The sequence below is a fragment of the Bacillus sp. FSL R7-0646 genome (genome assembly GCF_037969865.1).
In the GTDB taxonomy this organism is placed as follows: domain Bacteria; phylum Bacillota; class Bacilli; order Bacillales; family Bacillaceae; genus Bacillus; species Bacillus licheniformis.
The window spans coordinates 3,383,230-3,407,792 of sequence record NZ_CP150217.1 but is presented as its reverse complement, the minus strand read 5'-3'; the positions used below and the strand labels follow the sequence as shown (position 1 = coordinate 3,407,792).

The following is a 24,563-nucleotide window of genomic DNA, read 5'->3' as shown; positions in this document are numbered from 1 at the left end:
CAGGTAGCAAAAGAAATGACAAAAACCCTTTACATTACCGCTCACCCGCATGACGAAAGGGCATCCTACAGCATGGCGGCAGGAAAAGCGTTTATCGAATCTTACAAAGAAGCTCATCCGGATGACGAAGTCATACACCTTGATCTTTATCGGGAAAACATTCCGCAGATTGATGCGGATGTTTTCAGCGGCTGGGGAAAATTGCAGTCGGGGTCGGGCTTTGAACAGCTTTCTGAACACGAAAAAGCTAAAGTCGGCCGTTTGAATGAGCTGAGCGAGCAATTTATCGCGGGAGACAAATACGTGTTTGTCACGCCGCTTTGGAATTTCTCTTTTCCGCCGGTGATGAAAGCGTACTTCGATGCGGTCGCTGTAGCGGGAAAGACGTTTAAATATACCGAACAGGGACCGATCGGGCTGTTAACCGATAAAAAAGCGCTGCACATCCAGGCGAGAGGCGGCTACTATTCAGAAGGGCAGGCTGCGGAACTTGAGATGGGGCACCGCTATATCAGCATCATGATGCAGTTTTTCGGGGTTCCGGAATTTGAAGGCTTATTTATAGAAGGGCATAATGCTGAGCCTGATAAAGCTGAAGAAATAAAACAAAATGCGATTGTCCGAGCCAAAGAATTGGGCAGGACTTTTTGAAAAAACCGCGGATCATATCCGCGGTTTTGTTTTATTTGTTTAAGAACACCGTTTGATTCGTTTCGCTGCTTTTTTGCGCAGCTTCGATGATTCGGATGACGTCGCGTCCTTCTTCCGCCGTGACAGGCAAGCTGCCGCCTTCTAGAATACTTGAAGCAAGCTGCTTGTAATAAGTTAAGTATGAACCCGGGAGCGTTTCCACGGTTTCCTTCCTGATCTCGTCGCCTTCGACTGTGGCCAGTTCCCCGTAATATTCGGGTTGATCGGCTCCCCACTCATCGCCTGCAGGTTTATGACCCGCTCTGAGTGCATCCTCCTGGCCGTCGATTCCGTATTTAATAAAGCTTCCTTTTGAGCCGTGGATTTGGTAGCGGGGGCCGTTGGCCGGAACAATCGAGCCCGAGTGGAGAATCACTTGGCGCTGATCATAGTGAAGGATGACATGGAAGTAATCGTCTGTTTCCGCATTGGCTCTCTGAGCGGTCACTTGAGCGGTGACGCCGTTCGGCATGCCGAATAAATGAAGCGCCTGATCGATCAAGTGTGAACCTAAATCGTACAGTGCACCTGACCCCGGTCCTTTCTGTTCTCTCCAGCGCTGTCTGACATTCGGCCGGAACCGGTCGTAGGAGGCGTGGAATGTGTTGACCTCTCCAAGGCGCCCCTCTTTGATGAGCTGTTTGATCGTCAAAAAGTCGTTATCCCATCTTCGGTTGTGATACACGCTGAGAAGCACGCCTTTTTCTTTCGCGGCATTAATGAGCTCTTCCGCTTCTTCCGCTGTTGCTGTCATCGGCTTTTCAAGAACGACATGCTTTCCGGCGCGGATGCACTCTTTCGCCATTTCGTAATGAAGGCCGCTCGGCGTGGTCACGATGACGAGATCAATGTCCGGATCTTTTGTGATGTCTTCGATCGTACTGACCGCTTCTGCTTCGGGGAGGTCCTGTTTGACTTGTTCTTTCCTTGAAGTCATAACCTTTCGAATCTCATAATCTTCTAACACTGATAATAAAGGCGCATGAAACACCGAACCGGACAAACCGTATCCTAATATCCCTGTGCGAACCTTGTCCACCATTTCATTCTCCTCTCCCATGTTTGTTTTTAATATGTAATCAACACCCCTTTATTTTACCCTGTTTGCCTACAGGAACAAACCTAAAGGCCTTTTTAAATTAGGGAACGGAAGATTTTGTCACAACTTTGTTCATTTTGAAGAGGCGTCCGGTTATCGTTAGAAGCAAAAGTTGATAGAGGGATTTTGAAAATGGAGCATGATTGGAGCGCTTTTATAAACCGGGATCTGACGGTCGATCCGCCATCGGCTGAAGGAAGCTTGAAAAAACTTTCGTTTGCGGTAAAGGATGTGTTTGCTGTAGAGGGCCATGCTAATGCGGCGGGAAACCCTGATTGGCTGAGGACGCACGAACCTGCCGAAAAAAACGCGGAAGCCGTTGACTTGCTGCTGCGGGAAGGTGCAAGGCTTAAGGGTGCTGCGCACACAGATGAGCTGATGTACAGCCTCGACGGAGAAAATGTCCATTATGGTACACCCGTCAATCCTTGTGCCATGGACAAAATTCCGGGAGGGTCTTCAAGCGGATCGGCTGTGGCGGCAGCCTCTGGGATGACCGATTTCGCTCTCGGGACAGACACCGGGGGATCTGTCAGAATCCCTTCTTCATACTGCGGAATTTTCGGGTTTCGGCCGACGCACGGCGAGGTGTCGGTTGATGGTGTCATACCGCTGGCAAAGAGTTTTGACACCGTCGGATGGATGTCAAAAGATATTGGAGTCCTTCATGCGGCGGGCCGCGTCCTGCTTAGCGGGCAGGAGGAGGCAGGGGCATGTTTCAACCGGGTTTATTTTGAAAAAGAGGCGTGGAGCCTGCTTGAAGAAAGCGACCGGACACAAGTATACGCTTATGCATTAGGCCTGATTGACGGCGAATTCGACTGGTGCGTTGCCGCTGACGGCGGCCTCGCGGAATGGGCGGAGACGTTCAGGGTGCTGCAGGGACTGGAGATTTGGGAGGAGCACGGAGCTTGGATCGAGCGCACAAATCCGGTGTTCGGCCCTGGAATCGCAGAAAGGTTTGAATGGGCGTCAAGCCTTGTGATAAGCGATCATGTGCAAGCGTTTATGAAAAGAGAGGCGGCGAGAAAAAGACTGTCGGAATGGCTCGGAGAAGACGGCTTGCTCGTTATTCCGACTGCCCCCGGCCCGCCGCCGCTCCGTGGTCTGCCGGAAAACGAATTAAATGAGAGAAGGGCGCGCACGATGAAACTGACGTGTATTGCCGGGCTCGGCGGGCTTCCGCAGATCACCGTCCCGTTGCCGGCAAAAAACGGCGAGCCTTTGGGGCTTTCATTTATCGCCGGCTGCAAACAGGATCTGAAGCTTCTGGCTTGGACTGAAAAGCACGTGCTATCTCCTCAAGTATGAGGGCAAGCATATGCTGCGGATCTTTCTGCATCATATGCTTTTTTTTGCTTGCTTTAATTATTGTTAACTGGTAAACTATTTAATAGTTAACCGGTTAATGATTGTGAAAAGGAATGATGACAGTGGAAAACAAGACGTATGAGCAGGCATTTCAAGCCGTTCAGGATTTTATTCTCAAAAGAGAAAAGCGGGCTCAGCATGAACAGCAGGCGTTCGCAGAGGAAGCCTTTCAAGAAGAAGAAAGCATGCGTAAGCATTGGACCCTGACCCAGCTTCACATTATCTCGCTTATCAGCGAAAGCGAAGCAGACGTCAACAACGCTTTCCTGGCAGCAAAACTCCAAATTTCAAAAGCGGCAGTGACAAAAGCGGTCAATGTGCTCACAAAGCACGGAATGATCGAATCGCACAAAAAACCGAACAACAACAAAGAATTGTATTACACATTAACCGATGAGGGGAAAAAACTGGCCGACATTCATGACAGGATGCATGAAATTGCAAAACAGCGCTACATCGAGCTGTTTGATCGGTTTTCCGAATCCGAGCTGCAAACCGTCATCCGCTTTTTAAACGAATGGTCAAAACACATTTAATCAAGAGGAGCAGCGAATGAATAAAAGTGAAGCCCAACAGTTTTTAAGCAACATGTATCAGGACATCGTGTCGGAAATGAATACTGAAAAAATTGCCGATTATTTCAGCGAGGATTATGTTCAAGTCACGGACGGCAGTCACATTGACCTTGTGCAGTTTAAAGATCACATACGGACGCTGAAAAACGTTGCACGCACCATAACGGTGTCGCCCTTTCATGAATTTTTGTTTGACGAGCGCCTCGAAAGCGCAGCAGTCAGATATACGGTCAAGGTTGTCAAAAAGAATGGAGACCGGGGGAGAATTGATATCATCGCGATTTTTAAAATGAACGGTTTTAAAATCGTTCAATGTCACGAGCTTTCACACGCGAGCGAAGGTACGAAGGGTATTGAAGAGCTGGCGAAGATCAGTGAGGCAGCAATTGAAAAAGCCTCCTCCCGGGAGGAGAAGGCTTTTTCACAAGATTAATGTTTGGCATCAAACCGGATGTTGAGCGAGACGGGTCCGCGTGTGTAAAGCCCTGTCTCGCGGTAAATGAAGTCTTCCTCCAGCCGGATATTTTTCAGCTGATCAAGGACGATATTTGCGACAAGCTCGATTTCGGTCTTCGCAAACCCCGCTCCTACACAGTTGTGGACGCCTGAACCGAATGCGAGATGCCTGGCTGCGCCGCTGAATGCGCTTTTGACTTCCAGGTCGCTGCGGTGAATGTTGAACTTGTCGGGATCCTCGAACGCTTCAGGATCGCGATTTGCCGCGCCTATCATGCAAAATACAGTCGTCCCTTCTTTTAGCTCGACTCCGCCAATCTCCGCGTCTTGTGAAAGCTGGCGCGGGATGAGCTGCACCGGCGGCTTGTAGCGCAGCGTCTCTGCGATTGCCTGAGGGAGAAGCGTGCGGTCTTCCAGCACATCATTCATCTGATCGGGATGATGAAGCAAATGATAAATCATTAATGCGAGCGTCTTGTCCGCCGGTTCTGTGGCGGCAAGCAATATATTGAGAATCAGCGCGCGTATGTCCCGGTCAGACATCGCCACTCCCTCGTATTCGGAAGTGCAAAGGATGGATATTAAATCATGTCCGGGATTTTTGCGCCTTTCCTCGATAATCGGATTCAAATACTCAGCGAGCTGTTCACTGCATTTGAGGGAATGCTCCCGGTCCTCAGGCGCCTGATTCAAACTGGTAATGAAATCGGCGACGCCGCTGTGCCAGTTTCTCACCGTTTGGTGGTCGTTCTTGTCCAAACCTAAAATGTCCATCGTCACGCAAACGGCGAATGTTTTGCCGAAATCATTGACAAGGTCGATCCGCCCTTTCTCCACGTGCGGGGCCAAAAGCCTTTGTGCATTTTCTTTGATGAGCGGTGTGAGGTGATCAAGGGATTCCCCGATAAAGCGGCGCAGAACGATTCTCCTTTTTGCCGTGTGCTCTTTGCCTTTCATTTGGGCGAGCACAGGTCCGCGCATGACGGGCTCGGCCCGTTTGGCAAGCGATTTCGTTGTAAAGACGTCCTGATTCTGGAGCACGCGGCGCACATCCTGGTAGCGGCTGATAAAATAGCTGTCCAGCGATTCTTCATAATGGACGGGATCAGATTCCCGAAGGTATGAGAAATACTGATACGGATTTTCGTGATATTGTTCTGACAACACGCTGAATGTTTTTAGCGATTGATTCATACTCGTTCCTCCTGCATGCTTTTAGATTCCACCCTTTCGTCCGCTTCGGAAACCATGAGATATCCTTGATTCGGCCGCATTTTGACGGCAAATTCATTACGGGAGATCTGTTCGCCGAGCTTCCATGGCCGGTGATAAGCAAGAAGCGTCTCTTCGACGCCTAAAATATCAGGGGCGGCGATGAAAAACGGAAGTTCAGCGATGACGTATTCAACAGCCAGCTCCAGCATGTCTGCGCTGACTTCCACGACATCCATCCGAGTGCCCCGGGCCCGTCCGAGGATAGCCGCATACGACATCTCCAGGCAGGCATTGCGAAAATGCGTCTGGTCGAAAAAGGCAGCTTCGACTTCCATCCGCAAATTCCGGTATGCGGTCTGGTTCGCGAAATCGGAAAAGGTATGGATGTCCTCGGGATTTCCGCCATGCGCTTCCAACGCCTTTTCAGCGAATCTCCGGTTCCGCGAGACTTCTTTCCTGACTTTCCGTTCGGCCTTCCCATGTGGGGTGCCGAGCGCTTCGAGAAGGTTGGCAGCTTCCTTTCCCGCCAAAAGCACGGATACACTCTGAAACTCACGGACGGCCCAGGCGATAAGCCGATGAATATAATCTTCGGAAAATCGGCTGTTAAACGGGCTGATGCCGACGAGAACATGGCGTCTGCGTTTTAATATTTCATTGCAGTTTTGGGTAAGAGTTTCGGTTTTGAATAGCTGGTGTTTGCTCTCCATTATAAGCTCTGTCATTGATTTCCTCCTTAACGGACATAGAGTGACTTCATTTGCAATCAATGATGGATACGTGCGGCTTATCGAGCTGGGAATAGGCTGGTCTCACTTCGTGATGAATCGAGAAGAATACAGCGATGATGCGGGTCATGATGAAGGGGTGTGGCATTTGTTCAATTGTTAAAGCAGGGCAAGGGTTTGTACTCAAAATCAGGCAAGTTACAGCATAAAAGTTTACTAGTAAACAATAGTCATTTTATCCCTATCTTTTCCAACTGTCAACACAATTCAAATTCAAAATATGAAAATATTCGTAACTTTTTTTGTGAATCTGAGGAATTGTAATCAGAATGAAAAGGATAAAAACCTTTATTTAAGGCGTTTTTTGAGTCAAGGAACTCGATAAGTAAAAAATATGTAAAAAACTTCAAATCTCAATAAGAAATGTTCGTTGACAATTGATAAAGGGGTCATCTACAATTAATATTGTTAACCAGTAAACGATATTAGATAAATTGTTAACGAATAAACAAAAACAAGGCAGGCGGTTTGAAATGAGACCAATGAAATCAAATGCTTCTTTCATTATGTATTTTGTGTGTATCAGCGCTTTTTTCGCATCGTTGAATCAAAATATTTATTCACCTATCATTCCTTTAATCAGAGACTCGTTTCACGTTTCTGTTTCGATGGTAAACCTGTCCGTCTCGCTGTTCATCTTCATTACAGCTGCGATGCAGATCATTGTCGGCTCGATTGTTGATTTTAAAGGAGCGAGATTTGTAATGATGGCGAGCATGATCGTAACGGTCATCGCCACAATCGGCTGCGCAGCCTCCCGGGACTTTGGCCTGTTTCTTTTTTTCAGGGTGCTGCAGGCTTTGGGGACTGCTGCGCTTCCATTAATTGCGGCAACCACAATCGGATCTCTGTTTAAGGGAACGAAGCGGGGCAGTGCGATGGGAACTTATCAAATGCTGCTTTCCCTTGCACCGGCAGCGGCGCCTATTCTCGGCGGTTTTATCGGGGAGCGCTATAATTATCCGGGTATTTTTTGGTTTTTGACAGTATTGTCTGTTCTTTTGCTTTTCGGCAATTTGTTTTGCTTTCCGCGCAGCCATTCGGAGAAAAAGACCAATCTCAGCGCGGGCAGCCTGCTGTCGCATTATAAGGACATATTCAAAAACAGGGCGGGCAATGCCGTTTTAATATTAAGCTACCTTATTTTCTTTATTTATTTTTCAATGATCGTGTATTTGCCGATTTTGCTGACCGATCACTATCACCTTGATCTGCAGATCGTCGGCTTGCTGTATTTGCCGATAGCGGTCAGCACGATTGCCGGCAGCGTGCTGTTTAAGTGGATACAAAAGAGATTATCGCTCAGACGCCTGTTTTTGATCGGCAATCTGACCGCCGCAGGGAGCGTCGTCTGTTTTGCCTTTTCCCATTTGTTTTCGCTTTTCGCCATGTCGGCGGCTCTGGTTCTTTTCGGCGTTACGATGGGGCTGATTCCGCCGCTCTTCTCTACGATGATGGCGAATGAATTTGAGGAGAACCGCGGCAGTGCGATGGGCATGTTTAATTTTATCAGGTATACGGGAATGGCCTGCGGTCCTGTTATATCAGGCATGTTATTGGGGATGTCATCTTCAGTTTTCGTTTTCGGCTGTTTCGGTATCGTTTATGCCGCAGCCGCCCTTTTGATGACCGCGGTCATGCGGAAAGCAGCTCACACAAAGACGCTGCAAGAACCAAACAAAAAAGCTGCCAGGTCTTAAGCCGGGCAGCTTTTTGATTAGAGGTCCGTTCCCCACATGTCTTCTTTCACTTGTCTTTTCTCAGACATATAGGCGAACATCGTAAGCGTCAGCCCGCACATGGTCATAAGCGCACCGCCTGTGGCAAGGTATGTGTAGGACTCTGATGCATTAAGAATGAGTCCGCCGATCCAAGCCCCGAGCGCGTTGGCCAAGTTAAATGCAGCGATGCTGACGGAGGTGGCGATCGTTGTTCCGTGTTCAGACGCAGCCACGACCTTTGTTTGCAAAAGGGGCACCGTTCCGAACGCGCCGGCTCCGAATAAAAACGTCACGATGATGGCGCCGGCAGGATGTCCGCTGACAAAAGGAAAGGCCGCAAGGATCGCCATGAGCGCGATCATCACCCCGATCATGGAGCGGGTTAACAGGTGAAACGGCACCTTTCCGGCGTAGAAATTGCCGACGACCCCGCCAAACCCGTAGGCGAAAAGGGCGGCTGTAATGCCGAGACTGCCCAAACCGGCAGAATGCCGCAGCATCGGTTCAATAAACGTGTAGGCGATGAATACGCCCGAATAGCCAAAGATCGTGATAGCAAAAGAAAAAAGGACTTGTTTATTTTTAAACACATCCCATTCATGGATCAATTTAGGGACAACTTTCGGTTTTCTGTGCGGCACCGTCAGCCAAATGCCGGCGAGGCCGATCAATCCGAGGCATGCGATCATCAGAAAAACGATCCGCCAGTTGAAAAGATCGCCTAAATAAGAACCAAACGGGACGCCGAGCATCAGGGCGATGGTCAAGCCGCCGTTCATTGAAGCGGCAGCGGCGGCCCGTTTTTCGGGCGGTGCCATTTCGCTGACGAACACCATTGTCGTTGCAAAAAATGCACCATGAATGGATGCGGATAGGATTCTTGAGACCAACAAAACGGTGAAGTTCGGCGCCAGGAAACTGAGCGCATTCGACAGTACAAACACACTCATCAAGCCGATCAATACCGGTTTGCGCGGCATTTTTACCGAAAATATGGTGACGATCGGCCCCGTCAGACAGACGCTTCCCGCATATGCCGTTACCAATAGGCCGGTAGACGAAATCGGAACAGAGAGATCCTTTGAAATGGAAGTCAATATACCCATAACGACGTACTCTGTAAAGCCGATGGAAAATGTACAAATCATAAAAATTGCGATGATCAGTTTGACTGGAGCGTGCAGTGTTTTTTTCATCCTGACCCCTCCTTTTAAAAAACATGAGTTTATATATTAAAAGATCAAAAGACGAATTTCAACCGTTTTTTGCGCATCAATATGTTCCCCCAAACGGTATGTCAGCGGCACAAAAAGCGCCGGCAACAAGATGCCAGCGCTTTCTTAAAACCTGACATTTTATTTTAAAATCAAAGATTAAACATTCCTACATTCTTAACCCCGACGGCCGCCTGCTGTTGGCGTTTTTTATTTATCGACTGATTGAAGAGATTCTGTCCTAAAATGGTTTCGGAAAAAAGCGCTTACAAAGAAAATCAAAATATGTTACTCTTAAAACAAACATATTCAAAAATAAACAAACAAAAACGGAGTGATACGCATGGTGAAATATTTATGGTCAGAGTCTGAGGCTGCATCGCTGCGTCCGGGTCTTGCCGAGCTCGTCTACCGTTCCAATCTGATCGGCGCTGACCGTTCGGTCTGCAACTGGGGCGGGGGAAACACATCGATGAAAACGACAGAAAAGGATTTCAGAGGCAGGGACATCGAGGTGATGTGGGTGAAAGGCAGCGGCTCGGACTTGGCGACGATGTCAGCGGGCCAATTTACCGGACTGAGGCTGGATGATATTCGTCCGCTGATGGAACGGAGCAGCATGACCGATGAAGAAATGACGGCATATTTGTCCCATTGCATGATGGACGGAAAGCATCCGCGGCCGTCGATCGAAACGCTTCTTCATGCTTTTTTGCCGTTTCCGCATGTCGATCACACCCACCCCGATGCAATCATCAGCATCTGCTGCTGCGATAATGGAAAAGAGATCGCAGAGGAGATATACGGCAGCCGATTTGTATGGGTGCCTTATGTCAGACCGGGCTTTGCTTTATCGAAGATGATAGCAGAAGGTGTGAAAAACAACCCGAATGCAGAGCTTGTTTTAATGGAGAAGCACGGGCTCGTCACTTGGGGGGAAACGTCGAAAGAAAGCTATGATCAGACGATTGCCGTGATTCGCGAAGCGGAAGCATATATTAAAAGCCGTTCGGAAGATCATCAGCCGTTTGGCGGACAGATGGTCGAGCCGCTTGCACCGGAGGAGCGGAAACGGATTTTAGCCGATATCTTGCCGGTCATCCGCGGCGCTGTCAGCGGGGAAAAACGCATGCTCGTCACCTGGTGCGATGCTGACGATGTGCTCGAATTCGCGAACAGCAGGCGCGCACCGTCGCTTTCACAGGTCGGCGCCGCTTGTCCGGATCACCTCGTTCATACAAAGCGGGTGCCTGCCTATATTCCGTGGAATCCCGCTGAACAGGACACAGAAGCGCTGGTCGACCGGATCAAAACCGAGATTGCTGGATTTAAAGAGTCGTATGCCGCCTATTTTCAACGAAACCGGCACGAAGGAGACGAGATGTTTGAACCGGCGCCTCGCGTGATGCTGATCCCGGGAATCGGCATGGTGACAGCAGGGAAAAGCCTGGCGATGGCGAAGGTCAGCCGAGATTTATACCGCCGGGCGATTGCCGTCATGAAGGGAACGGAAGTCCTTGGAAACTTTGTATCTCTCAATGAGGAAGAATCCTACAATGTTGAATATTGGCCGCTTGAGCTTTATAAATTAACGCTTGCTCCGCCGGAAGCCGAATTTTCGCGCAAGATCGCATTTGTGACGGGGGGAGCGGGCGGAATCGGCAGCGAGGCCTGCCGCCGCCTTGCTCTAGAAGGCGCGCATGTTGTGGTCGCTGACATTAATATTGAAGGCGCAGAAAAAACAGCGGCCGAGATTAATGATCAATACGGTGCAGAACGAGCTTACGCCGTCCGCATGGATGTGACGAAAGAAGAGGAGGTTCAGACGGCCTTCGAGGAAATCGCCCTCAAATACGGCGGGATTGACATCCTTGTCAACAATGCGGGCCTTGCGACATCAAGCCCGCTTGATGAAACGACGCTCGAAGAATGGAACCTGAATATGAATGTACTCGGAACAGGATATTTCCTCGTGGCCAGAGAAGCTTTTAAGCAAATGAAAAAACAAGGTTCAGGCGGCAGCATGGTGTTTGTCGGTTCGAAAAATTCCGTTTATGCAGGCAAAAACGCATCAGCATACAGCTCTGCAAAAGCGCTTGAGGTTCATTTGGCGAGATGCATCGCGGCTGAAGGCGGACCGTACGGAATCCGTGCGAATTCAGTTCTTCCGGATGCGGTGCTTCAAGGGTCGGCCATCTGGGACTCCAAATGGCGCGAAGAAAGAGCCGCCGCCTACGGGATTGAACCCGACCGGCTTGAAGAGCATTACCGCAAACGTACGGCTCTTTCCGTCAACATTTATCCCGCCGACATTGCCGAGGCGATCGCTTATTTCGCTTCAGAAAAAACGGCAAAAACGACGGGATGCATGCTGACGGTTGACGGGGGAGTGCCAGCCGCATTTTCAAGGTAATTGATAAGGAGCGGCTTCGGCCGCCCTTTCAGAATACAAAGGGGGAAAAGGGAGATGAAGGGCGAGACCCATTGGATCATACCGGACGGTTTTATTCCTCCGGAAAGTTCCGGAAGCTTGACGAGCCATGAAGCCATTTGTGTTTTAAATTGCCATGAAGAAAACGCAAACCTTGCGATCACCGTATACTTCGAAGACCGTCCGCCGCTCGAAGGCATTTCCGAGACGGTTCATGGCAAGAGAACGAAGCATATCCGCACAAGTTCTTTGCACCGATCAGGAGAACGCATTCCTGAAAATGTTCCTTATGCGATCGAGATCGCAAGCGATGTACCTGTGATCGTCCAGTACAGCCGGCTGGACACGACCCAGCCGGAACTTGCGTTAATGTCAACCATGGCATATCCGTTAAAAACAAGGGGGATGGGCGTACATGATGAATGACCGGGCCTACGCTTTATTTGAAGAACAGCAGAAAGACAGGGGAATCAGCCTTTCTGAAGCAAAGGAAAAATTGAAAGCGCTTAAAATCGAGACGCCTTCATGGGGATACGGGGACTCGGGCACGCGCTTCAAAGTGTTTCAGCAAGAGGGTGTGCCAAGAGATCCGTTTGAAAAAATGGAAGATGCATCAGTCGTTCACAAATTAACCGGAATTTGTCCTTCCGTCGCCATCCATATTCCTTGGGATCGAGTTGATGATTACGGAAAGCTGAAAGCGCACGCCGAGCAGCTTGGCCTTGCTATCGGCGCCGTGAATCCGAACTTGTTCCAGGACGATGACTACAAATTCGGCAGCGTCACAAACGTGAAAGCGGCCATTCGCCAAAAAGCGACTGAGCAATTGCTCGAATGCGTCGATATTGCAAAACAAACAGGCTCCAAGGAAATCAGCCTCTGGCTTGCCGACGGAACCAACTATCCCGGTCAGGGCGACATCAGAAAACGGAAAAACTGGATGTATGAGTGTCTGGCTGAAGTTTACGAAGCTCTTGACGATGATATGCGGCTCTTGATTGAATACAAATTTTTTGAGCCGGCTTTTTATCATACCGATCTGGCGGATTGGGGCATGGCTTACAATTTGGCGCAAAAGCTCGGCCCGAAGGCTGAGGTGCTCGTCGACACCGGCCACCATGCCCAGGGGACGAACATCGAGCACATTGTCGCTTATTTGCTTGACGAAAAACGTCTCGGAGGCTTTCATTTCAACAGCCGCAAATACGCTGATGACGATTTGATCGCGGGCGCTCACAACCCGTACGAACTGTTTCTCATTTTTTCTCAAATTTTGGACGCCTGCCGTGATTCTGACCCGAACGTCCGGAAGACGGCCGAACATATTTCGTATATGCTTGATCAATGCCATAATCTTGAACCGAAAATACCCGCTGTGCTGCGCTCGGTCATGAATGTGCAGACTCAATTTGCAAAAGCGCTTTTGATCAACTTCGATGAAGTGAAGAAAGCGCAGGAAGATCATGACGTGCTTGCCGCAGAGGCTGCGATCCGCGAGGCATTTGAAATCGACGTCAAGCCGCTCCTCTGCGCCGTGCGGGAGGAAATGAACGTTCCGCCTGATCCGCTCAAGGCTTATGCGGAAAGCGGATATGCGGAAAAAATCCTGGCACGCGGGAAAGGCGGTGCAAGCTGGTGACGATTCTCGCCTTTGATCTTGGTGCGTCGAGCGGCAGAGCTTATGCAGGTCATGTGGACGGCGGTCTGATCAAAGCGGAGGAAATTCACCGTTTTCCAAATCAGCCCGTTCAGGCGGGAAAACACCTTTATTGGGACATTCTCAGGCTTTATCATGAAATTAAACAGGGCATTTTAAAGGCGAAAAACGGCTGTGGACGAATCAGCTGCATCGGAATCGATTCATGGGCGGTTGACGTCGGTTTTCTCGATCGGAACGGAGAGCTGATGGGGAACCCTTATCATTACCGCGATCCTTACACGGACGGAATAATGACGGAGGTGTTGAATGAAATCGGAAAAGAAGAGCTGTTTTCCAGAACCGGTATTCAGCTTTTGCCGTTCAACACCATCTTTCAGCTCCGGGCGCTGAAAAAAGCGAATTCTCCGCTGTTGGATTACGCGGACACACTATTAATGATTCCTGATTTGCTGCGCTATTTTTTAACGGGCGAGAAAAAAAGCGAATTTACAAATGCGACGACAACCCAGCTGTTCAACCCGAAAACGTCTGACTGGGATTGGGAGCTCATCAGCCTTCTGGGGATCCCGGCCAAGATTTTTCCAAAAGATATAGCAAAGCCCGGAAGCGAAGCGGGGAGGCTGTCGCAATCAGTGTGCGGCGAATTGTCTGTGCCCGCCGTACCGGTGATTGCCGTCGGCGAACATGACACGGCTTCTGCAGTTGTCGGCATCCCCGCTGAAACGGATGACTTTGCATATTTGATTTGCGGCACCTGGTCGCTGATCGGAACCGAACTTGACGCTCCGCTGATGACAAAACAGGCGCTCGATTGGAATTTTACAAATGAGGGTGGTGCCGGCGGCACATTCCGTTTTTTAAAAAACATTATGGGATTGTGGCTGTTCCAGCGCTGTCAGGCGGATTGGGAAAAAGATGGGATCAGCTATTCGAGCGCCGAGCTTGTCAAACTTGCCGGACAGTCAGAAGCATTCAGGTCGGCGGTTGACCCGGATGACCCGGTGTTTCTCAATCCCGTCCATATGCCTGAGGCGATCAGAGAGTACTGCCGTGCAGCAGGGCAGCACGTGCCGGAAACGCCCGGACAGATCATCCGCTGCGTGCTGGAAAGCCTTGCGTTTAAATACCGGTTCACCTTTGAACGGATTGAAACCTTGACAGGAAAAGAATATGACGGACTTCACATGGCGGGCGGAGGGATTCGAAATGAACTGCTCTGCCAATACACGGCGAATGTACTGTCCAGAAATGTATGGGCTGGACCGTCAGAGGCAAGCGCCATCGGCAACATTGCCGTACAGGCCGTCGCGCTCGACATGTTTTGGGATATTCAGAGCGCCCGGAAAGCGATCAAGGCTTCCTTTCCTCAAAAAACGTATGTACCGGAAGATACAGAAGCGTGGGAGCGGGCATACCGCCGCTATACAAGTCAGATTCTCGGCGCCGCTTCCCGCTGAAAACCTTTCCTGTATCGGAGCCGATGCGCTATCATGAATGTAACAGTGACTTTTACCAAAAAAGGAAGGAAGTAAACGGATGCTTGTAGCTGAAAGACACCAAAAAATCGTCGAGCTTGTCAATCTGCGCTCGAGCGTACGCGTCACAGAACTGAGCGAGCTTTTTTCCGTCACGGAAGAAACGATCAGGCGCGATTTGGAAAAGCTTGAGAAGGAAAATAAGCTGAAAAGAAGCCATGGCGGCGCAGTCAGCGTGCAGACTGAAGAAAGAGAGGTGCATTTTCGCGAGCGCGAAATTACAAACGTAAACGAAAAAAAGATGATTGCATTTGAAGCCGTCAAGCATGTGAAAAGCGGGGAACGGATTATTCTTGATGCAAGCACGACGGCATGGTACATGGCAAAAGCGCTTGAAAACATCCCGCTGACCGTCATTACGAATTCAGTCAGAGTCGCGATTGAACTCAGCAAAAAAGAAAAGGTGACGGTCATTTCAACCGGCGGGATGCTGCTGCCGCAATCGATGTCATATGTCGGCCCTTTGGCTGAGCGCTCCCTTGACATGTATCACGTCAACAAAACATTTCTGTCTTGCAAAGGCGTCGACCCTGCGAGCGGCTTGAGCGATTCAAACGAAATGCAGGCGCTGTTGAAAAAACGAATGATCGAAATTGCGGACGAAACGATTTTGATGGCGGACAGCAGCAAATTCGGAACCCGTGCTTTCTCGCAAATCGACCGCCTTCATGACCGATACAGGGTCATCACAGATTCAGGAATTGACAAAGCAAATCTTGCCCGCTTGAAAGACATAACAGAGAACATCACGATCGTCGGCTGAAACAAAACTTCTCAAGCACTTGATTTTAAAAACAGGCGCAAATGGGATAAAATAGAAGAGTAAAAAAGGAAAGGAGATGTTTTTGATGGCGAAAAAGATTTTAATCGTAACGGGCGATGCAGTTGAAGCGCTGGAAGTGTATTACCCTTATTACCGCTGTCTTGAAGAGGGCTATGAAACGACGATTGCCGCACCGAAAAAGAAAAAGATTCATACGGTTGTTCATGACTTCCTGGATTGGGATACATACACCGAAAAGCCGGGCTATTTAATTGACGCGCATGCTTCATTTGATGAGATTGACCCGTCCGAATACGACGGCATCATCATTCCTGGCGGACGCGCACCGGAATTTATCCGGATGTACGATTCCCTGCTGAAAATCGTTGCTCATTTCTTTGAGGAAAATAAACCGGTCGGCGCGATTTGTCATGCGAGCCTGATTTTCACAAGCCTGAGAGAACATCTGAAAGGCCGGGAGCTGACGGCTTACATCGCCTGCAAACCGGAAGTCGAAGCCGCGGGCGCGACTTATGTCGAGGAGAAGCTTCATGTGGACGCCAACCTGGTCTCAGGTCATGACTGGTCCAATCTGCCGGAGTTTATGAGAGAATTTTTTAAAGCGTTAAACAAATAATATGCAGGGATGACCCCGCAGCAGTTCGGGGTTGTCTCTTTTTTTAGACATGTTCCGCTTCGCATTTTATAATGGTACCAATGGGGATCTTGGACAAAATATAAAGGAAAGAGAGGTGTTCCGATGGCAGATCATCATGAACACGCGTTAAATCCCAAAAGCTCTAAAGGAAAAGAACAAATCACAAACCGCTTAAAGCGGATTGAAGGACAGGTCAGAGGCATTCAAAAGATGATTGAAAATGACCGCTACTGCGTCGATATTCTCGTTCAAATCTCAGCTGTGCAAGCCGCGATGCAAAAGGTTGCTTTCAGCCTGCTTGAGGATCATACCCACCATTGCGTCGCAAACGCGATTAAAAGCGGTGAGGGAGAAGAAGCCATCGAGGAACTGCTTGATGTGTTTAAACGGTTTTCAAAATCATGAACGAAAAAAGAGAAAATCGTTTTCTTGAAATACCCTACAGGGGTATGGTAATATAAAACCGATCAATATCATCAAACCACAGGAGGTTTTCAATATGGAACAAAAAACACTGAAAGTCGAAGGCATGTCTTGCAACCACTGTGTTCAGGCAGTAGAAGGAAACGTCGGAAAGCTTGGCGGAGTGGAGTCTGTCAAAGTGAATTTAAACGAGGGCAAAGTCGAAGTATCGTTTGATTCAGGCAAAGTCTCGCTGAAGGAGATCATCGATACGATCGAAGACCAGGGGTATGATGTTGCAGGCTGATGTATACCTACAAGGGGTATATAAGGAGTGAAGGATATGGACGGACAAAAAGAAGCCACCCTCCAAATCTCTGGCATGACCTGCGCCGCCTGTGCGGCGCGGATCGAGAAAGGGTTGAAAAGGCTTGACGGCGTTCAGGACGCAAATGTGAACTTGGCGCTGGAAAAATCAAAAATCGTTTATGATCCGGGGCAAATCGAAGTCGGACAGCTGGCTGAGAAAGTCGAATCGCTCGGCTATCAAGTTCCTGCGGAAAAAGCCGAATTTGCGGTTTCCGGCATGACGTGTGCGGCTTGCGCCAACCGGGTTGAAAAGCGCCTCAACAAGCTGTCTGGCGTCAAAAGCGCCGCCGTCAACTTTGCCATTGAGACTGCGACAGTCGACTATCATGCTGGCGCGGTTTCGCCGGAGGAGATGATCGAAGCCGTTGAAAAGCTCGGCTACAAGCTCGAGCTGAAAAAAGACCGAACTGCGGACGGTCGGGCGGAACAAAGAGAAAAAGATATTCAGCGTCAAACCGGCAAATTTATTTTTTCAGCCATTTTGTCTTTTCCGCTGCTCTGGGCAATGGTCAGCCATTTCAAATTCACGTCATTTATATGGCTGCCGGGGATGTTCATGGATCCCTGGGTTCAGTTCGCGTTGGCCACACCGGTTCAGTTTATCGTCGGGAAGCAGTTTTACACTGGGGCTTATAAAGCGCTGCGGAACAAAAGTGCCAACATGGATGTGCTGGTCGCTCTCGGCACGTCTGCCGCCTATTTCTACAGCTTGTATTTAAGCATTGAAAGCCTCGGTACAAACCGGCATCCGGACGGCCTTTACTATGAAACAAGCGCCATCCTCTTAACTTTGATCATTTTAGGAAAGCTGTTTGAAGCGAAAGCGAAAGGGCGTTCATCCGAAGCGATCAAAAAGCTGATGGGGCTGCAGGCAAAGACAGCGACCGTCGTCAGGAACGGCGAAGAGATGACCGTGCCGATTGAAAACGTTTTGGCAGGCGACATCATGTATGTGAAGCCCGGTGAAAAAGTACCGGCAGACGGGGAGATTGTCGAAGGTCGTTCAGCGCTGGATGAATCGATGATCACCGGTGAAAGCATCCCTGTTGACAAAACGGTTGGAGATCCGGTTATCGGCGCTACAATCAATAAAAATGGATTTTTAAAAGTCAGAGCAGAAAAAGTAGGCAAAGATACTGCGCTGGCGCAGATTATAAAAGTTGTGGAAGAGGCGCAAGGTTCAAAGGCGCCGATTCAACGGCTCGCAGACCGGATTTCCGGGGTTTTTGTGCCGATTGTCGTGGCGATCGCGGCCATCACATTTTTCATCTGGTATTTGGCGGTCAGCCCCGGCGAATTCGGCACGGCGCTGGAGAAGCTGATTGCGGTGCTTGTGATCGCATGTCCGTGTGCGCTCGGCTTGGCAACGCCGACATCGATCATGGCCGGATCTGGCCGCGCGGCTGAATTCGGAATCTTATTCAAAGGCGGCGAACATTTGGAGACGGCTCACCGCTTGGAGACGATCGTGCTTGACAAGACGGGGACGGTCACAAATGGGAAGCCTCAGCTGACAGATGTGCGCCCTGAACCATGGATCGATGAAACATCGTTTCTCAAGCTTATCGGTGCTGCAGAAAAAAGCTCTGAACACCCGCTTGCTGAAGCCATTGTCGAAGGCATCAAAGAGAAAGGGATAGAACCCGCCTCAGCAGACAGCTTTGAAGCGATACCCGGCTATGGTATCGAAGCCGCAGTCAATGAAAAGCGGATTTTGATCGGTACAAGACGTCTGATGGAAAACCGTGATATTGACATTCAAGATGCGAACGGCGAAATGGAAGAGCTCGAAACACAAGGAAAGACGGCGATGCTTGCCGCCGTCGACGGTCGGTTTGCCGGGCTGATCGCCGTCGCCGATACGATTAAAGACACGTCGAAGGCAGCGGTGAAAAGGCTGCATGATATGGGGCTGGAAGTCGTCATGATCACCGGGGACAATCGGCGGACGGCAGAAGCGATTGCTGCTGAAGCCGGCATTCACCACGTCATCGCCGAAGTTCTGCCGGAAGGAAAAGCGGATGAGGTGAAGAAAATCCAGGCAAAAGGCAAAAAAGTCGCGATGGTCGGCGACGGCATCAACGATGCGCCGGCATTGGCGGCGGCCGATACAGGTATGGCGATCGGAACAGGGACTGACGTCGCCATGGAAGCCGCCGACGTCACCTTGATCCGCGGCGATTTAAACAGCATCGCCGATGCGATCCTCATGAGCAGATTGACCATCAAAAACATTAAACAAAATCTTTTCTGGGCGTTTGCCTACAACAGCATCGGCATTCCGTTCGCGGCTGTCGGGCTTTTGGCTCCGTGGATCGCAGGTGCCGCGATGGCGTTCAGTTCGGTCTCAGTCGTTCTGAATGCACTCAGGCTGCAAAAGGTGAAGCTTGATTGGAGGAATCCGTCTTGAAGGATAAGACAGTGCTCGTTTGGACGGTTTCAGCGGTTGTTTATGTAGGAATTGTCATGCTTGTATACAGCATATTGGCCGGTCGGGAACCGATACCCGATGAAAAGCCCCATGACGGTCATGCTTTAGAAGAGCATGTCAAATGAATTGCTGAGAAAGCCGGATGTTAAAGAACATCCGGCTTTTTGTATTAGTATCTGTCATTGCTCATGCACATCAAAATCTTTTCTTGGACGATTTTTTTCATGGCTTCTTTGGCGGGGGCCATATATTTTCTTGGATCGCTTGCATCGGCGTGTTCATGCAAATATCGGCGCAGTTTATCTGAAAAAGGAATTTTTAATTCAGTCGCGATATTTACTTTTGCACAGCCTAGCTTGATGCACTTTCTAACATCTTGCTCTGAAATTCCTGAGGCGCCGTGCAGGACGAGCGGGACTGAAACCCGTTTTTGAATCGCGGCCAGCCTCTCAAAATCGATATTGGGCTCTTTTGAGTAAAGACCGTGGGCTGTACCGATTGCCACCGCCAGCGAATCGATTCCGGTTTTCTCGACGAACTCTTTTGCTGCATCCGGATCGGTATAATAAGCGTCGGCTTCATCCACGATCAAATCGTCTTCCTGTCCGCCGAGCCTTCCAAGCTCGGCTTCTACAGTGGCATCTTTTTGCCGGGCATATTGAACGACACTCGCCGTAATTGCGGTATTCTCGGCAAATGGATGGTGCGAAGCATCAATCATGACAGATTTCGTCCCCAATGATAAAGACTCGCGAATATCATCAATTTCTTCATGATGATCTAGATGGAGGGCGACCGGGATCGAGCAGCGCGCCGCGGCCGTTTCTGCAATGGCTTGAATATAGTCGCGCCCTGCATAGCTGAAGGTTCCTGGAGTAGCCGCAAGAATCACGGGGGACCTTAAGGCTTCAGCCGCTTCTGTCACGGCCTGCACGGTTTCAAGGTTATGAATGTTAAAGGCCGGCACCGCATAGCCGTTTGCCTGTGCGTCCAGCAGCATTTTTTTCGTATTTGTCAGCATATCGATTCCTTCTTTCTGATCAAAGTTAAGATAAATAGCTTGAGAAGGTGCTCAGAATGTCGTCAGGACTCGAGGCTTCAAGCAGCTGCTGCCTCGCATCTTCGTGAACAAGCATGCGAGACACCGATGATAATAGATTGAGATGTGTGCTGCCTGCCTCGGCATCGGGTATCAATAATGCAATGATGAACGTGACAGGCGTCTGATCAAGCGCGTTCCATTCGATTCCTGCCTTGTTTTGAATGATGATGACAGTTGCTTCTGTGATGTCCTTCAGTTTTGCATGGGGAATGGCGAAGCCGTCGATAAAGCCGGTCGTGCTTTCAGCCTCTCTTTGCGCCAATCCGTCAATGACCGCTTGTTTTGTTTTGGCTGCTCCTGATTCATATGCGATCTGAGCCAGCCGGTCAAAAGCTTCCGCTTGGGAAGATAGCGTTTCTTGTAGATAGATGTGCTCTTTTTTGATTAAAGCTGCTGTTTTCATGTTTGATCAGCCTTTCTCTTTTTCATATGTCCGTTTTTGGTAAAAGCCGTATAAGAAGGCACCGATAAGCGATCCGATGATAATCGACAGCACCCATTGAAAGGCTCCTGTTACAACGGGAAGTACAAGGAATCCGCCGTGCGGGGCAGGTACTTGAACTGCGAATGAATATGTTAATATTGCCGAAACCGAAGAGCCGATCATCAAAATCGGAATGACAGGGATTGGTTTCTTTGCGGCGAACGGGATAGCGCCTTCAGTAATATGAGTGGCGCCGAGAATAAAATTGACAAGTCCTGCATTTCGGTCCTGCTGGCTGAAATATTTGCGGAAAAGCAATGTGGCAAACGCAATAACGAGCGGCGGTGTGATGCACGCGGCGGAGACGCCTGCCATGAAATATTGGTTCCCTTCAGCGAGAAGAGCAGTACCGGTGACATAAGCGGCTTTATTGACCGGGCCGCCCATGTCAAATGCGCTCATACAGCCGATGATCAAGCCGAGAATGATTGGGTTCGCCCCTTGAAAGTCGGCTAAAAAGCCCTTCATCCCCTCATTAATGGCCGTCATCGGTTCGACGAGGAAAAACATGACCGCACCGATCAGAAAAATGCCGATAACCGGATAAAGAAAAATTGCTTTTAGTCCTTCAAGTGACTGAGGCATTTTTTTAAGTGCATGCGAGAGGCCGTAAATGATCAGTCCCGCCAAAAAACCGGATACGATGCCGCCCAGAAAACCCGCTCCGCCCGTGCTGGCGATCATGCCGCCGATAAAACCGACAATCAGGCCGGGGCGTTTTGCCATTGAATCGGCGATATAGGCGGATAAAATCGGAACCATCAGCTGGAATCCGAATGCGCCCGTTTTATTCAGCAATTCGGCAAAAGCGTTGTAGCTTGGATGTTCAGGATCCGCTGAATGGATGCCGAATAAAAAGGAAAGTGCAATCAAAACCCCTCCGCCGACGACAAATGGGAGCATGTGGGAAACCCCGTTCATCAAATGTTTATATATTTTACGGCCGATGGAAGCGGATTCGCCTGTTTTTGGTTCATCCTCTGTTTTTGCCGCAGTTTGTCCGCGGTAAATCGGCGCTTCGCCGTTCATCAGCGTCCGAATTAAAGATTCCGCATCCCGGATGCCCCGCGCAACCGGGACGTCAAGGACACGTTTGCCTGCAAAACGCTCTGCGCCTACATCTTTGTCTGCCGCGACAATGACCCCGTCGGCTTGTTTAATGTCCTCTGGCGATAGTTCGTTTTGAACGCCGATTTGCCCGTGTGTTTCGACTTTGATTTCCACACCCAGTTTGGCGGCAGCCTGTTTTAAGGCCTCTTCAGCCATAAATGTATGGGCAATCCCTGTTGGACAGCCGGTTGCCGCGATGATTTTGAACTTTTTCATAAGAAAACCCCCTTTATAAATGAGTGATTTGAATTTGTGAAGCTGTTTGATCGAGTTTGGACACATCACCGAGTCCTTTCGAGAATGCCGTCAAGGAACCGGCGGCAGAGGCGTGCCTGAGTGCTTCAGGAACGGAACAGCCGAGCTCCTGTTTTCCGACGAATACGGCAAGCATGGCATCGCCGGCACATGCTGTATTGACAACTTTGCCTTTAGCGGCGGTCGCTTTTAATGTTCTTTGGCGGTCCAAATAAAGGGCTCCGTCTTTGCCGCGGGAGATGAGAACCCTTTCAGCGCCGCGGTCGAGAAGTTCCTTTCCGTAATGGATGATTTCTTCTTCGGACAGCGCTTTCTTCCGGCTGAAAAATGCGGCAAGCTCCTGTTCATTCGGCTTAATCAGGTAAGGATGGTATGAAAGACAATCTAATAGGACGGGAGAACTGATATCCAAGATCAATTTCAGTTTGTTTTCGGCGGCAATCTCGGAAAGCGAAAGGTACATGTCATCAGGGACTCCTCTCGGAAGACTGCCTGAAATAAATAAGAAACGGCCCGGCGGGATTTGACGGATTTTGTTGATCAGCTCCTGTTTTCGGGCTTCAGATATGAGCGGTCCTTTGTTTACAATCTTGAATTCCCGGGTTGAATTGATAAAAATATTGATCCGTGAGATGCCTTCCACTTCGACAAAGTCTGTGACGATTTTTTCATTCAGCAGTTCATTTTCAATAAAACGCCCGGTGAATCCGCCTGTAAAGCCAAGCGCGGTATTGTCAAGACCAAGGCGCTTGAGCATAAATGAAATATTGACGCCTTTTCCGTTTGGCTGATAATCTTCATCTTTAGTACGGTTGACAACATCGGGAAGCAGCTCGTCGGTTTCAACGAATAAGTCGACTGCGGTGTTCATCGTGCATGTATAGATCATGCTGTATCCCCCCTTTATCTGTGGCTTCACAGACATTATGTCACAGATGAAAGGGGGGATGTTTACAGGTTGTGTAAAGGTTTTCAGCTATGAGCGGTGCGGATGACATATGAGTCCAGCATGATGCGGGAGAGGACTTGCAGAGGGAGGCGAGAGCGGACTTCATAATCGGGAAAAAATGATTGTTCCCCTTTAAACCCGACCAGTACGATCTCTGATAATTTCGCAAGACGCGAATCGATCCTTGTCGTTAATGTAATGGTGGAAATGGCTTGCAATTTGAAGTTTTGAGCGGCTTCAACAAGCTCTTCTGTCTCGCCGTTCAAGGAAACAAAAAGGCCGAGGTCTTTTTTGGCCAGTGTTTTTGACTTTCCTCTGATAATATTCGGGTCGCTGTGCATCTCGCAGTTTTTGCCGAGCAGCTGAAGCTTGATCGTCATCTCGGTTCCAATCATTTCAGACAATCCTCTTGCGAAGATGTAAACTTTTTCGGCATTGCTGATTTTTTGAATGGCATCTTCGATCAACCCGATATCAAGCATCTTAATCGTATCCAGAACTTCTCTTTCATTCTTTAGCACGGCCTGTTTAATTTGGCTGTCGATATCATCCATCAGCGGAGCGTGTCCGAGGTGGTGTTTTTCTTTTAATGCATACTTAAAAGAAGTGTAGCCGTCATATCCGAGTTTTTTCATTAACCTGACAATCGTGGCTGTTGAAACATTTGCATCCTCGCTTAATTTTACAATCGATAAAGTGGCGATGACGTCTAAGTGCTGATAAATGTACTCGAGCAAATGCCGTTCTGAATCGCTGAGAGATTGATATGTGTCAGAAGTCATTTGAAACACGCTGTCTTTCATGATAAAACCCCCTTTTATAGTCATATTGTATCAGTTTAGAAAGGGGGAAGGAGAAAAAATAAACATTTCCTACATAAGAATATCCGGCTCGAGGGCCGGATGTTTCAAGTTAAGAAGCCATTTTTCTGCACGCTTCCGCGCATGCAAAGCAGCTTTCAGCGCAAAATTGGCAGTGGTCATGCTTGTGCTGGCTGCATTCATTGCCGCAAGCTTCGCAAACCTTTGCGCAAAGCTGGCAAATATCTTCGGCATACGGGCTGTTGCGCGTCATGGCTTGAATTGCGTAACCGCACATCTCCGCGCATTCCCGGTCAAGACGGATGCATTCGGCCATCATCCCAGCCTCTTCTTCCATCAGACATTTGTCAAAGCAGTGGTTGCAGGCTTCAAGACATTCTCGGCAGGCTTTGATGCATTCCTCATATCCAGATTTCACGAAACACACTCCTTTTTCCTCGTTTTCCCTTCGTTGTACCCTGCTT

The 24,563-nt window shown here is 49.2% G+C and carries 25 protein-coding genes; 15 read left to right on the top strand and 10 right to left on the bottom strand.

The window, feature by feature from the left end:
* Positions 1–15: 15 nt before the first annotated feature.
* Complete coding sequence (locus MKY62_RS17735) at positions 16–651, top strand: FMN-dependent NADH-azoreductase (RefSeq protein ID WP_003185281.1); 636 nt, start codon at positions 16–18, stop codon at positions 649–651.
* Between the two features lie 31 nt (positions 652–682).
* Here the strand turns inward: MKY62_RS17735 and MKY62_RS17730 are convergent, their stop codons facing one another.
* The gene (locus MKY62_RS17730) at positions 683–1,732 is read right to left on the bottom strand and encodes an oxidoreductase (RefSeq protein WP_003185279.1); all 1,050 of its coding nucleotides are present in this window, start codon (positions 1,730–1,732) and stop codon (positions 683–685) included.
* A gap of 189 nt (positions 1,733–1,921) precedes the next feature.
* On the opposite strand from MKY62_RS17730, the gene MKY62_RS17725 reads away from it, so the two are divergent.
* The 3 genes from MKY62_RS17725 (at position 1,922) to MKY62_RS17715 (ending at position 4,168) form a co-directional block, all read left to right on the top strand.
* Positions 1,922–3,100, top strand: coding sequence for an amidase (locus MKY62_RS17725; protein ID WP_003185277.1), 1,179 nt, complete (start codon positions 1,922–1,924; stop codon positions 3,098–3,100).
* A 122-nt stretch (positions 3,101–3,222) separates the two neighbouring features.
* Positions 3,223–3,696, top strand: coding sequence for a MarR family transcriptional regulator (locus MKY62_RS17720; RefSeq protein WP_003185275.1), 474 nt, complete (start codon positions 3,223–3,225; stop codon positions 3,694–3,696).
* A 16-nt stretch (positions 3,697–3,712) separates the two neighbouring features.
* The gene (locus MKY62_RS17715) at positions 3,713–4,168 is read left to right on the top strand and encodes a nuclear transport factor 2 family protein (protein ID WP_003185273.1); all 456 of its coding nucleotides are present in this window, start codon (positions 3,713–3,715) and stop codon (positions 4,166–4,168) included.
* On the opposite strand, the gene MKY62_RS17710 is transcribed toward MKY62_RS17715, so the two are convergent.
* Complete coding sequence (locus MKY62_RS17710; RefSeq protein ID WP_003185271.1) at positions 4,165–5,385, bottom strand: cytochrome P450, cyclodipeptide synthase-associated; 1,221 nt, start codon at positions 5,383–5,385, stop codon at positions 4,165–4,167. The two genes, MKY62_RS17715 and MKY62_RS17710, sit on opposite strands and share 4 nt — an antisense overlap.
* Positions 5,382–6,131 carry a tRNA-dependent cyclodipeptide synthase gene (locus MKY62_RS17705; RefSeq protein WP_003185269.1) on the bottom strand — a complete coding sequence of 250 codons (750 nt, stop codon included), beginning with the start codon at positions 6,129–6,131 and terminating at the stop codon, positions 5,382–5,384. Before MKY62_RS17705 ends, MKY62_RS17710 begins: the two co-directional genes overlap by 4 nt.
* Before the next feature lie 536 nt (positions 6,132–6,667).
* Here MKY62_RS17705 and MKY62_RS17700 point away from each other — a divergent pair.
* The gene (locus tag MKY62_RS17700; RefSeq protein ID WP_003185267.1) at positions 6,668–7,894 is read left to right on the top strand and encodes an MFS transporter; all 1,227 of its coding nucleotides are present in this window, start codon (positions 6,668–6,670) and stop codon (positions 7,892–7,894) included.
* A gap of 17 nt (positions 7,895–7,911) precedes the next feature.
* Here MKY62_RS17700 and MKY62_RS17695 read toward each other — a convergent pair whose 3' ends face one another.
* Positions 7,912–9,111, bottom strand: coding sequence for an MFS transporter (locus MKY62_RS17695; protein ID WP_003185266.1), 1,200 nt, complete (start codon positions 9,109–9,111; stop codon positions 7,912–7,914).
* A gap of 361 nt (positions 9,112–9,472) precedes the next feature.
* Between MKY62_RS17695 and MKY62_RS17690 the strand changes: the two genes are divergently transcribed.
* From MKY62_RS17690 to MKY62_RS17645, 10 genes are all read left to right on the top strand, one after another.
* The gene (locus MKY62_RS17690) at positions 9,473–11,542 is read left to right on the top strand and encodes a bifunctional rhamnulose-1-phosphate aldolase/short-chain dehydrogenase (RefSeq protein WP_003185264.1); all 2,070 of its coding nucleotides are present in this window, start codon (positions 9,473–9,475) and stop codon (positions 11,540–11,542) included.
* Positions 11,543–11,596: 54 nt separating this feature from the next.
* Positions 11,597–11,986, top strand: coding sequence for a sensory rhodopsin transducer (locus MKY62_RS17685; RefSeq protein WP_003185262.1), 390 nt, complete (start codon positions 11,597–11,599; stop codon positions 11,984–11,986).
* Positions 11,979–13,199 (top strand): L-rhamnose isomerase, encoded by a 1,221-nt coding sequence (gene rhaI / locus MKY62_RS17680; RefSeq protein WP_025806052.1) that lies wholly within the window; start codon positions 11,979–11,981, stop codon positions 13,197–13,199. The genes MKY62_RS17685 and rhaI overlap by 8 nt, the downstream gene beginning before the upstream one ends.
* Positions 13,196–14,677 (top strand): rhamnulokinase family protein, encoded by a 1,482-nt coding sequence (locus MKY62_RS17675; RefSeq protein ID WP_003185259.1) that lies wholly within the window; start codon positions 13,196–13,198, stop codon positions 14,675–14,677. The genes rhaI and MKY62_RS17675 overlap by 4 nt, the downstream gene beginning before the upstream one ends.
* A 79-nt stretch (positions 14,678–14,756) precedes the next feature.
* Entirely contained in the window at positions 14,757–15,518 is a 762-nt protein-coding gene (locus tag MKY62_RS17670) for a DeoR/GlpR family DNA-binding transcription regulator (RefSeq protein WP_003185257.1), read from the top strand.
* Positions 15,519–15,603: 85 nt separating this feature from the next.
* Positions 15,604–16,155: a DJ-1/PfpI family protein gene (locus tag MKY62_RS17665; protein WP_003185255.1), complete on the top strand. Its 552-nt coding sequence runs from the start codon at positions 15,604–15,606 to the stop codon at positions 16,153–16,155.
* A 123-nt stretch (positions 16,156–16,278) separates the two neighbouring features.
* Positions 16,279–16,581 (top strand): copper-sensing transcriptional repressor CsoR, encoded by a 303-nt coding sequence (gene csoR, locus MKY62_RS17660; RefSeq protein ID WP_003185252.1) that lies wholly within the window; start codon positions 16,279–16,281, stop codon positions 16,579–16,581.
* 94 nt (positions 16,582–16,675) lie between these two features.
* On the top strand, positions 16,676–16,885 hold the full coding sequence (copZ, locus tag MKY62_RS17655; protein ID WP_003185250.1) for a copper chaperone CopZ: 210 nt from the start codon (positions 16,676–16,678) through the stop codon (positions 16,883–16,885).
* Positions 16,886–16,921: 36 nt separating this feature from the next.
* Positions 16,922–19,357 carry a heavy metal translocating P-type ATPase gene (locus MKY62_RS17650; protein ID WP_003185248.1) on the top strand — a complete coding sequence of 812 codons (2,436 nt, stop codon included), beginning with the start codon at positions 16,922–16,924 and terminating at the stop codon, positions 19,355–19,357.
* On the top strand, positions 19,354–19,503 hold the full coding sequence (locus MKY62_RS17645) for a hypothetical protein (RefSeq protein WP_003185246.1): 150 nt from the start codon (positions 19,354–19,356) through the stop codon (positions 19,501–19,503). The genes MKY62_RS17650 and MKY62_RS17645 overlap by 4 nt, the downstream gene beginning before the upstream one ends.
* 44 nt (positions 19,504–19,547) lie before the next feature.
* On the opposite strand, the gene MKY62_RS17640 is transcribed toward MKY62_RS17645, so the two are convergent.
* From MKY62_RS17640 to MKY62_RS17615, 6 genes are all read right to left on the bottom strand, one after another.
* Positions 19,548–20,399, bottom strand: coding sequence for a tagatose bisphosphate family class II aldolase (locus tag MKY62_RS17640; RefSeq protein WP_003185244.1), 852 nt, complete (start codon positions 20,397–20,399; stop codon positions 19,548–19,550).
* Between the two features lie 25 nt (positions 20,400–20,424).
* The gene (locus MKY62_RS17635; RefSeq protein ID WP_003185242.1) at positions 20,425–20,883 is read right to left on the bottom strand and encodes a PTS sugar transporter subunit IIA; all 459 of its coding nucleotides are present in this window, start codon (positions 20,881–20,883) and stop codon (positions 20,425–20,427) included.
* A 6-nt stretch (positions 20,884–20,889) separates the two neighbouring features.
* Positions 20,890–22,290 carry a fructose-specific PTS transporter subunit EIIC gene (locus tag MKY62_RS17630; protein ID WP_003185239.1) on the bottom strand — a complete coding sequence of 467 codons (1,401 nt, stop codon included), beginning with the start codon at positions 22,288–22,290 and terminating at the stop codon, positions 20,890–20,892.
* 13 nt (positions 22,291–22,303) lie between these two features.
* Complete coding sequence (gene pfkB / locus MKY62_RS17625) at positions 22,304–23,218, bottom strand: 1-phosphofructokinase (protein WP_003185235.1); 915 nt, start codon at positions 23,216–23,218, stop codon at positions 22,304–22,306.
* A gap of 83 nt (positions 23,219–23,301) precedes the next feature.
* Complete coding sequence (locus MKY62_RS17620) at positions 23,302–24,081, bottom strand: MurR/RpiR family transcriptional regulator (protein ID WP_003185233.1); 780 nt, start codon at positions 24,079–24,081, stop codon at positions 23,302–23,304.
* A 109-nt stretch (positions 24,082–24,190) separates the two neighbouring features.
* On the bottom strand, positions 24,191–24,517 hold the full coding sequence (locus MKY62_RS17615; protein ID WP_003185231.1) for a four-helix bundle copper-binding protein: 327 nt from the start codon (positions 24,515–24,517) through the stop codon (positions 24,191–24,193).
* Positions 24,518–24,563 lie beyond the last annotated feature (46 nt).

Coding starts and splice junctions, on each gene's coding strand:
- MKY62_RS17665 (WP_003185255.1), top strand. CDS start 15,604: ATGGCGAAAAAGATTTTAATCGTAACGGGCGATGCAGTTGAAGCGCTG.
- MKY62_RS17715 (WP_003185273.1), top strand. CDS start 3,713: ATGAATAAAAGTGAAGCCCAACAGTTTTTAAGCAACATGTATCAGGAC.
- MKY62_RS17730 (WP_003185279.1), bottom strand. CDS start 1,732: ATGGTGGACAAGGTTCGCACAGGGATATTAGGATACGGTTTGTCCGGT.
- MKY62_RS17650 (WP_003185248.1), top strand. CDS start 16,922: ATGGACGGACAAAAAGAAGCCACCCTCCAAATCTCTGGCATGACCTGC.
- MKY62_RS17700 (WP_003185267.1), top strand. CDS start 6,668: ATGAGACCAATGAAATCAAATGCTTCTTTCATTATGTATTTTGTGTGT.
- MKY62_RS17635 (WP_003185242.1), bottom strand. CDS start 20,883: ATGAAAACAGCAGCTTTAATCAAAAAAGAGCACATCTATCTACAAGAA.
- MKY62_RS17640 (WP_003185244.1), bottom strand. CDS start 20,399: ATGCTGACAAATACGAAAAAAATGCTGCTGGACGCACAGGCAAACGGC.
- MKY62_RS17735 (WP_003185281.1), top strand. CDS start 16: ATGACAAAAACCCTTTACATTACCGCTCACCCGCATGACGAAAGGGCA.
- MKY62_RS17620 (WP_003185233.1), bottom strand. CDS start 24,081: ATGAAAGACAGCGTGTTTCAAATGACTTCTGACACATATCAATCTCTC.
- MKY62_RS17695 (WP_003185266.1), bottom strand. CDS start 9,111: ATGAAAAAAACACTGCACGCTCCAGTCAAACTGATCATCGCAATTTTT.
- MKY62_RS17710 (WP_003185271.1), bottom strand. CDS start 5,385: ATGAATCAATCGCTAAAAACATTCAGCGTGTTGTCAGAACAATATCAC.
- MKY62_RS17630 (WP_003185239.1), bottom strand. CDS start 22,290: ATGAAAAAGTTCAAAATCATCGCGGCAACCGGCTGTCCAACAGGGATT.
- MKY62_RS17690 (WP_003185264.1), top strand. CDS start 9,473: ATGGTGAAATATTTATGGTCAGAGTCTGAGGCTGCATCGCTGCGTCCG.
- MKY62_RS17670 (WP_003185257.1), top strand. CDS start 14,757: ATGCTTGTAGCTGAAAGACACCAAAAAATCGTCGAGCTTGTCAATCTG.
- pfkB (WP_003185235.1), bottom strand. CDS start 23,218: ATGATCTATACATGCACGATGAACACCGCAGTCGACTTATTCGTTGAA.
- MKY62_RS17705 (WP_003185269.1), bottom strand. CDS start 6,131: ATGACAGAGCTTATAATGGAGAGCAAACACCAGCTATTCAAAACCGAA.
- MKY62_RS17685 (WP_003185262.1), top strand. CDS start 11,597: ATGAAGGGCGAGACCCATTGGATCATACCGGACGGTTTTATTCCTCCG.
- MKY62_RS17725 (WP_003185277.1), top strand. CDS start 1,922: ATGGAGCATGATTGGAGCGCTTTTATAAACCGGGATCTGACGGTCGAT.
- rhaI (WP_025806052.1), top strand. CDS start 11,979: ATGAATGACCGGGCCTACGCTTTATTTGAAGAACAGCAGAAAGACAGG.
- csoR (WP_003185252.1), top strand. CDS start 16,279: ATGGCAGATCATCATGAACACGCGTTAAATCCCAAAAGCTCTAAAGGA.
- copZ (WP_003185250.1), top strand. CDS start 16,676: ATGGAACAAAAAACACTGAAAGTCGAAGGCATGTCTTGCAACCACTGT.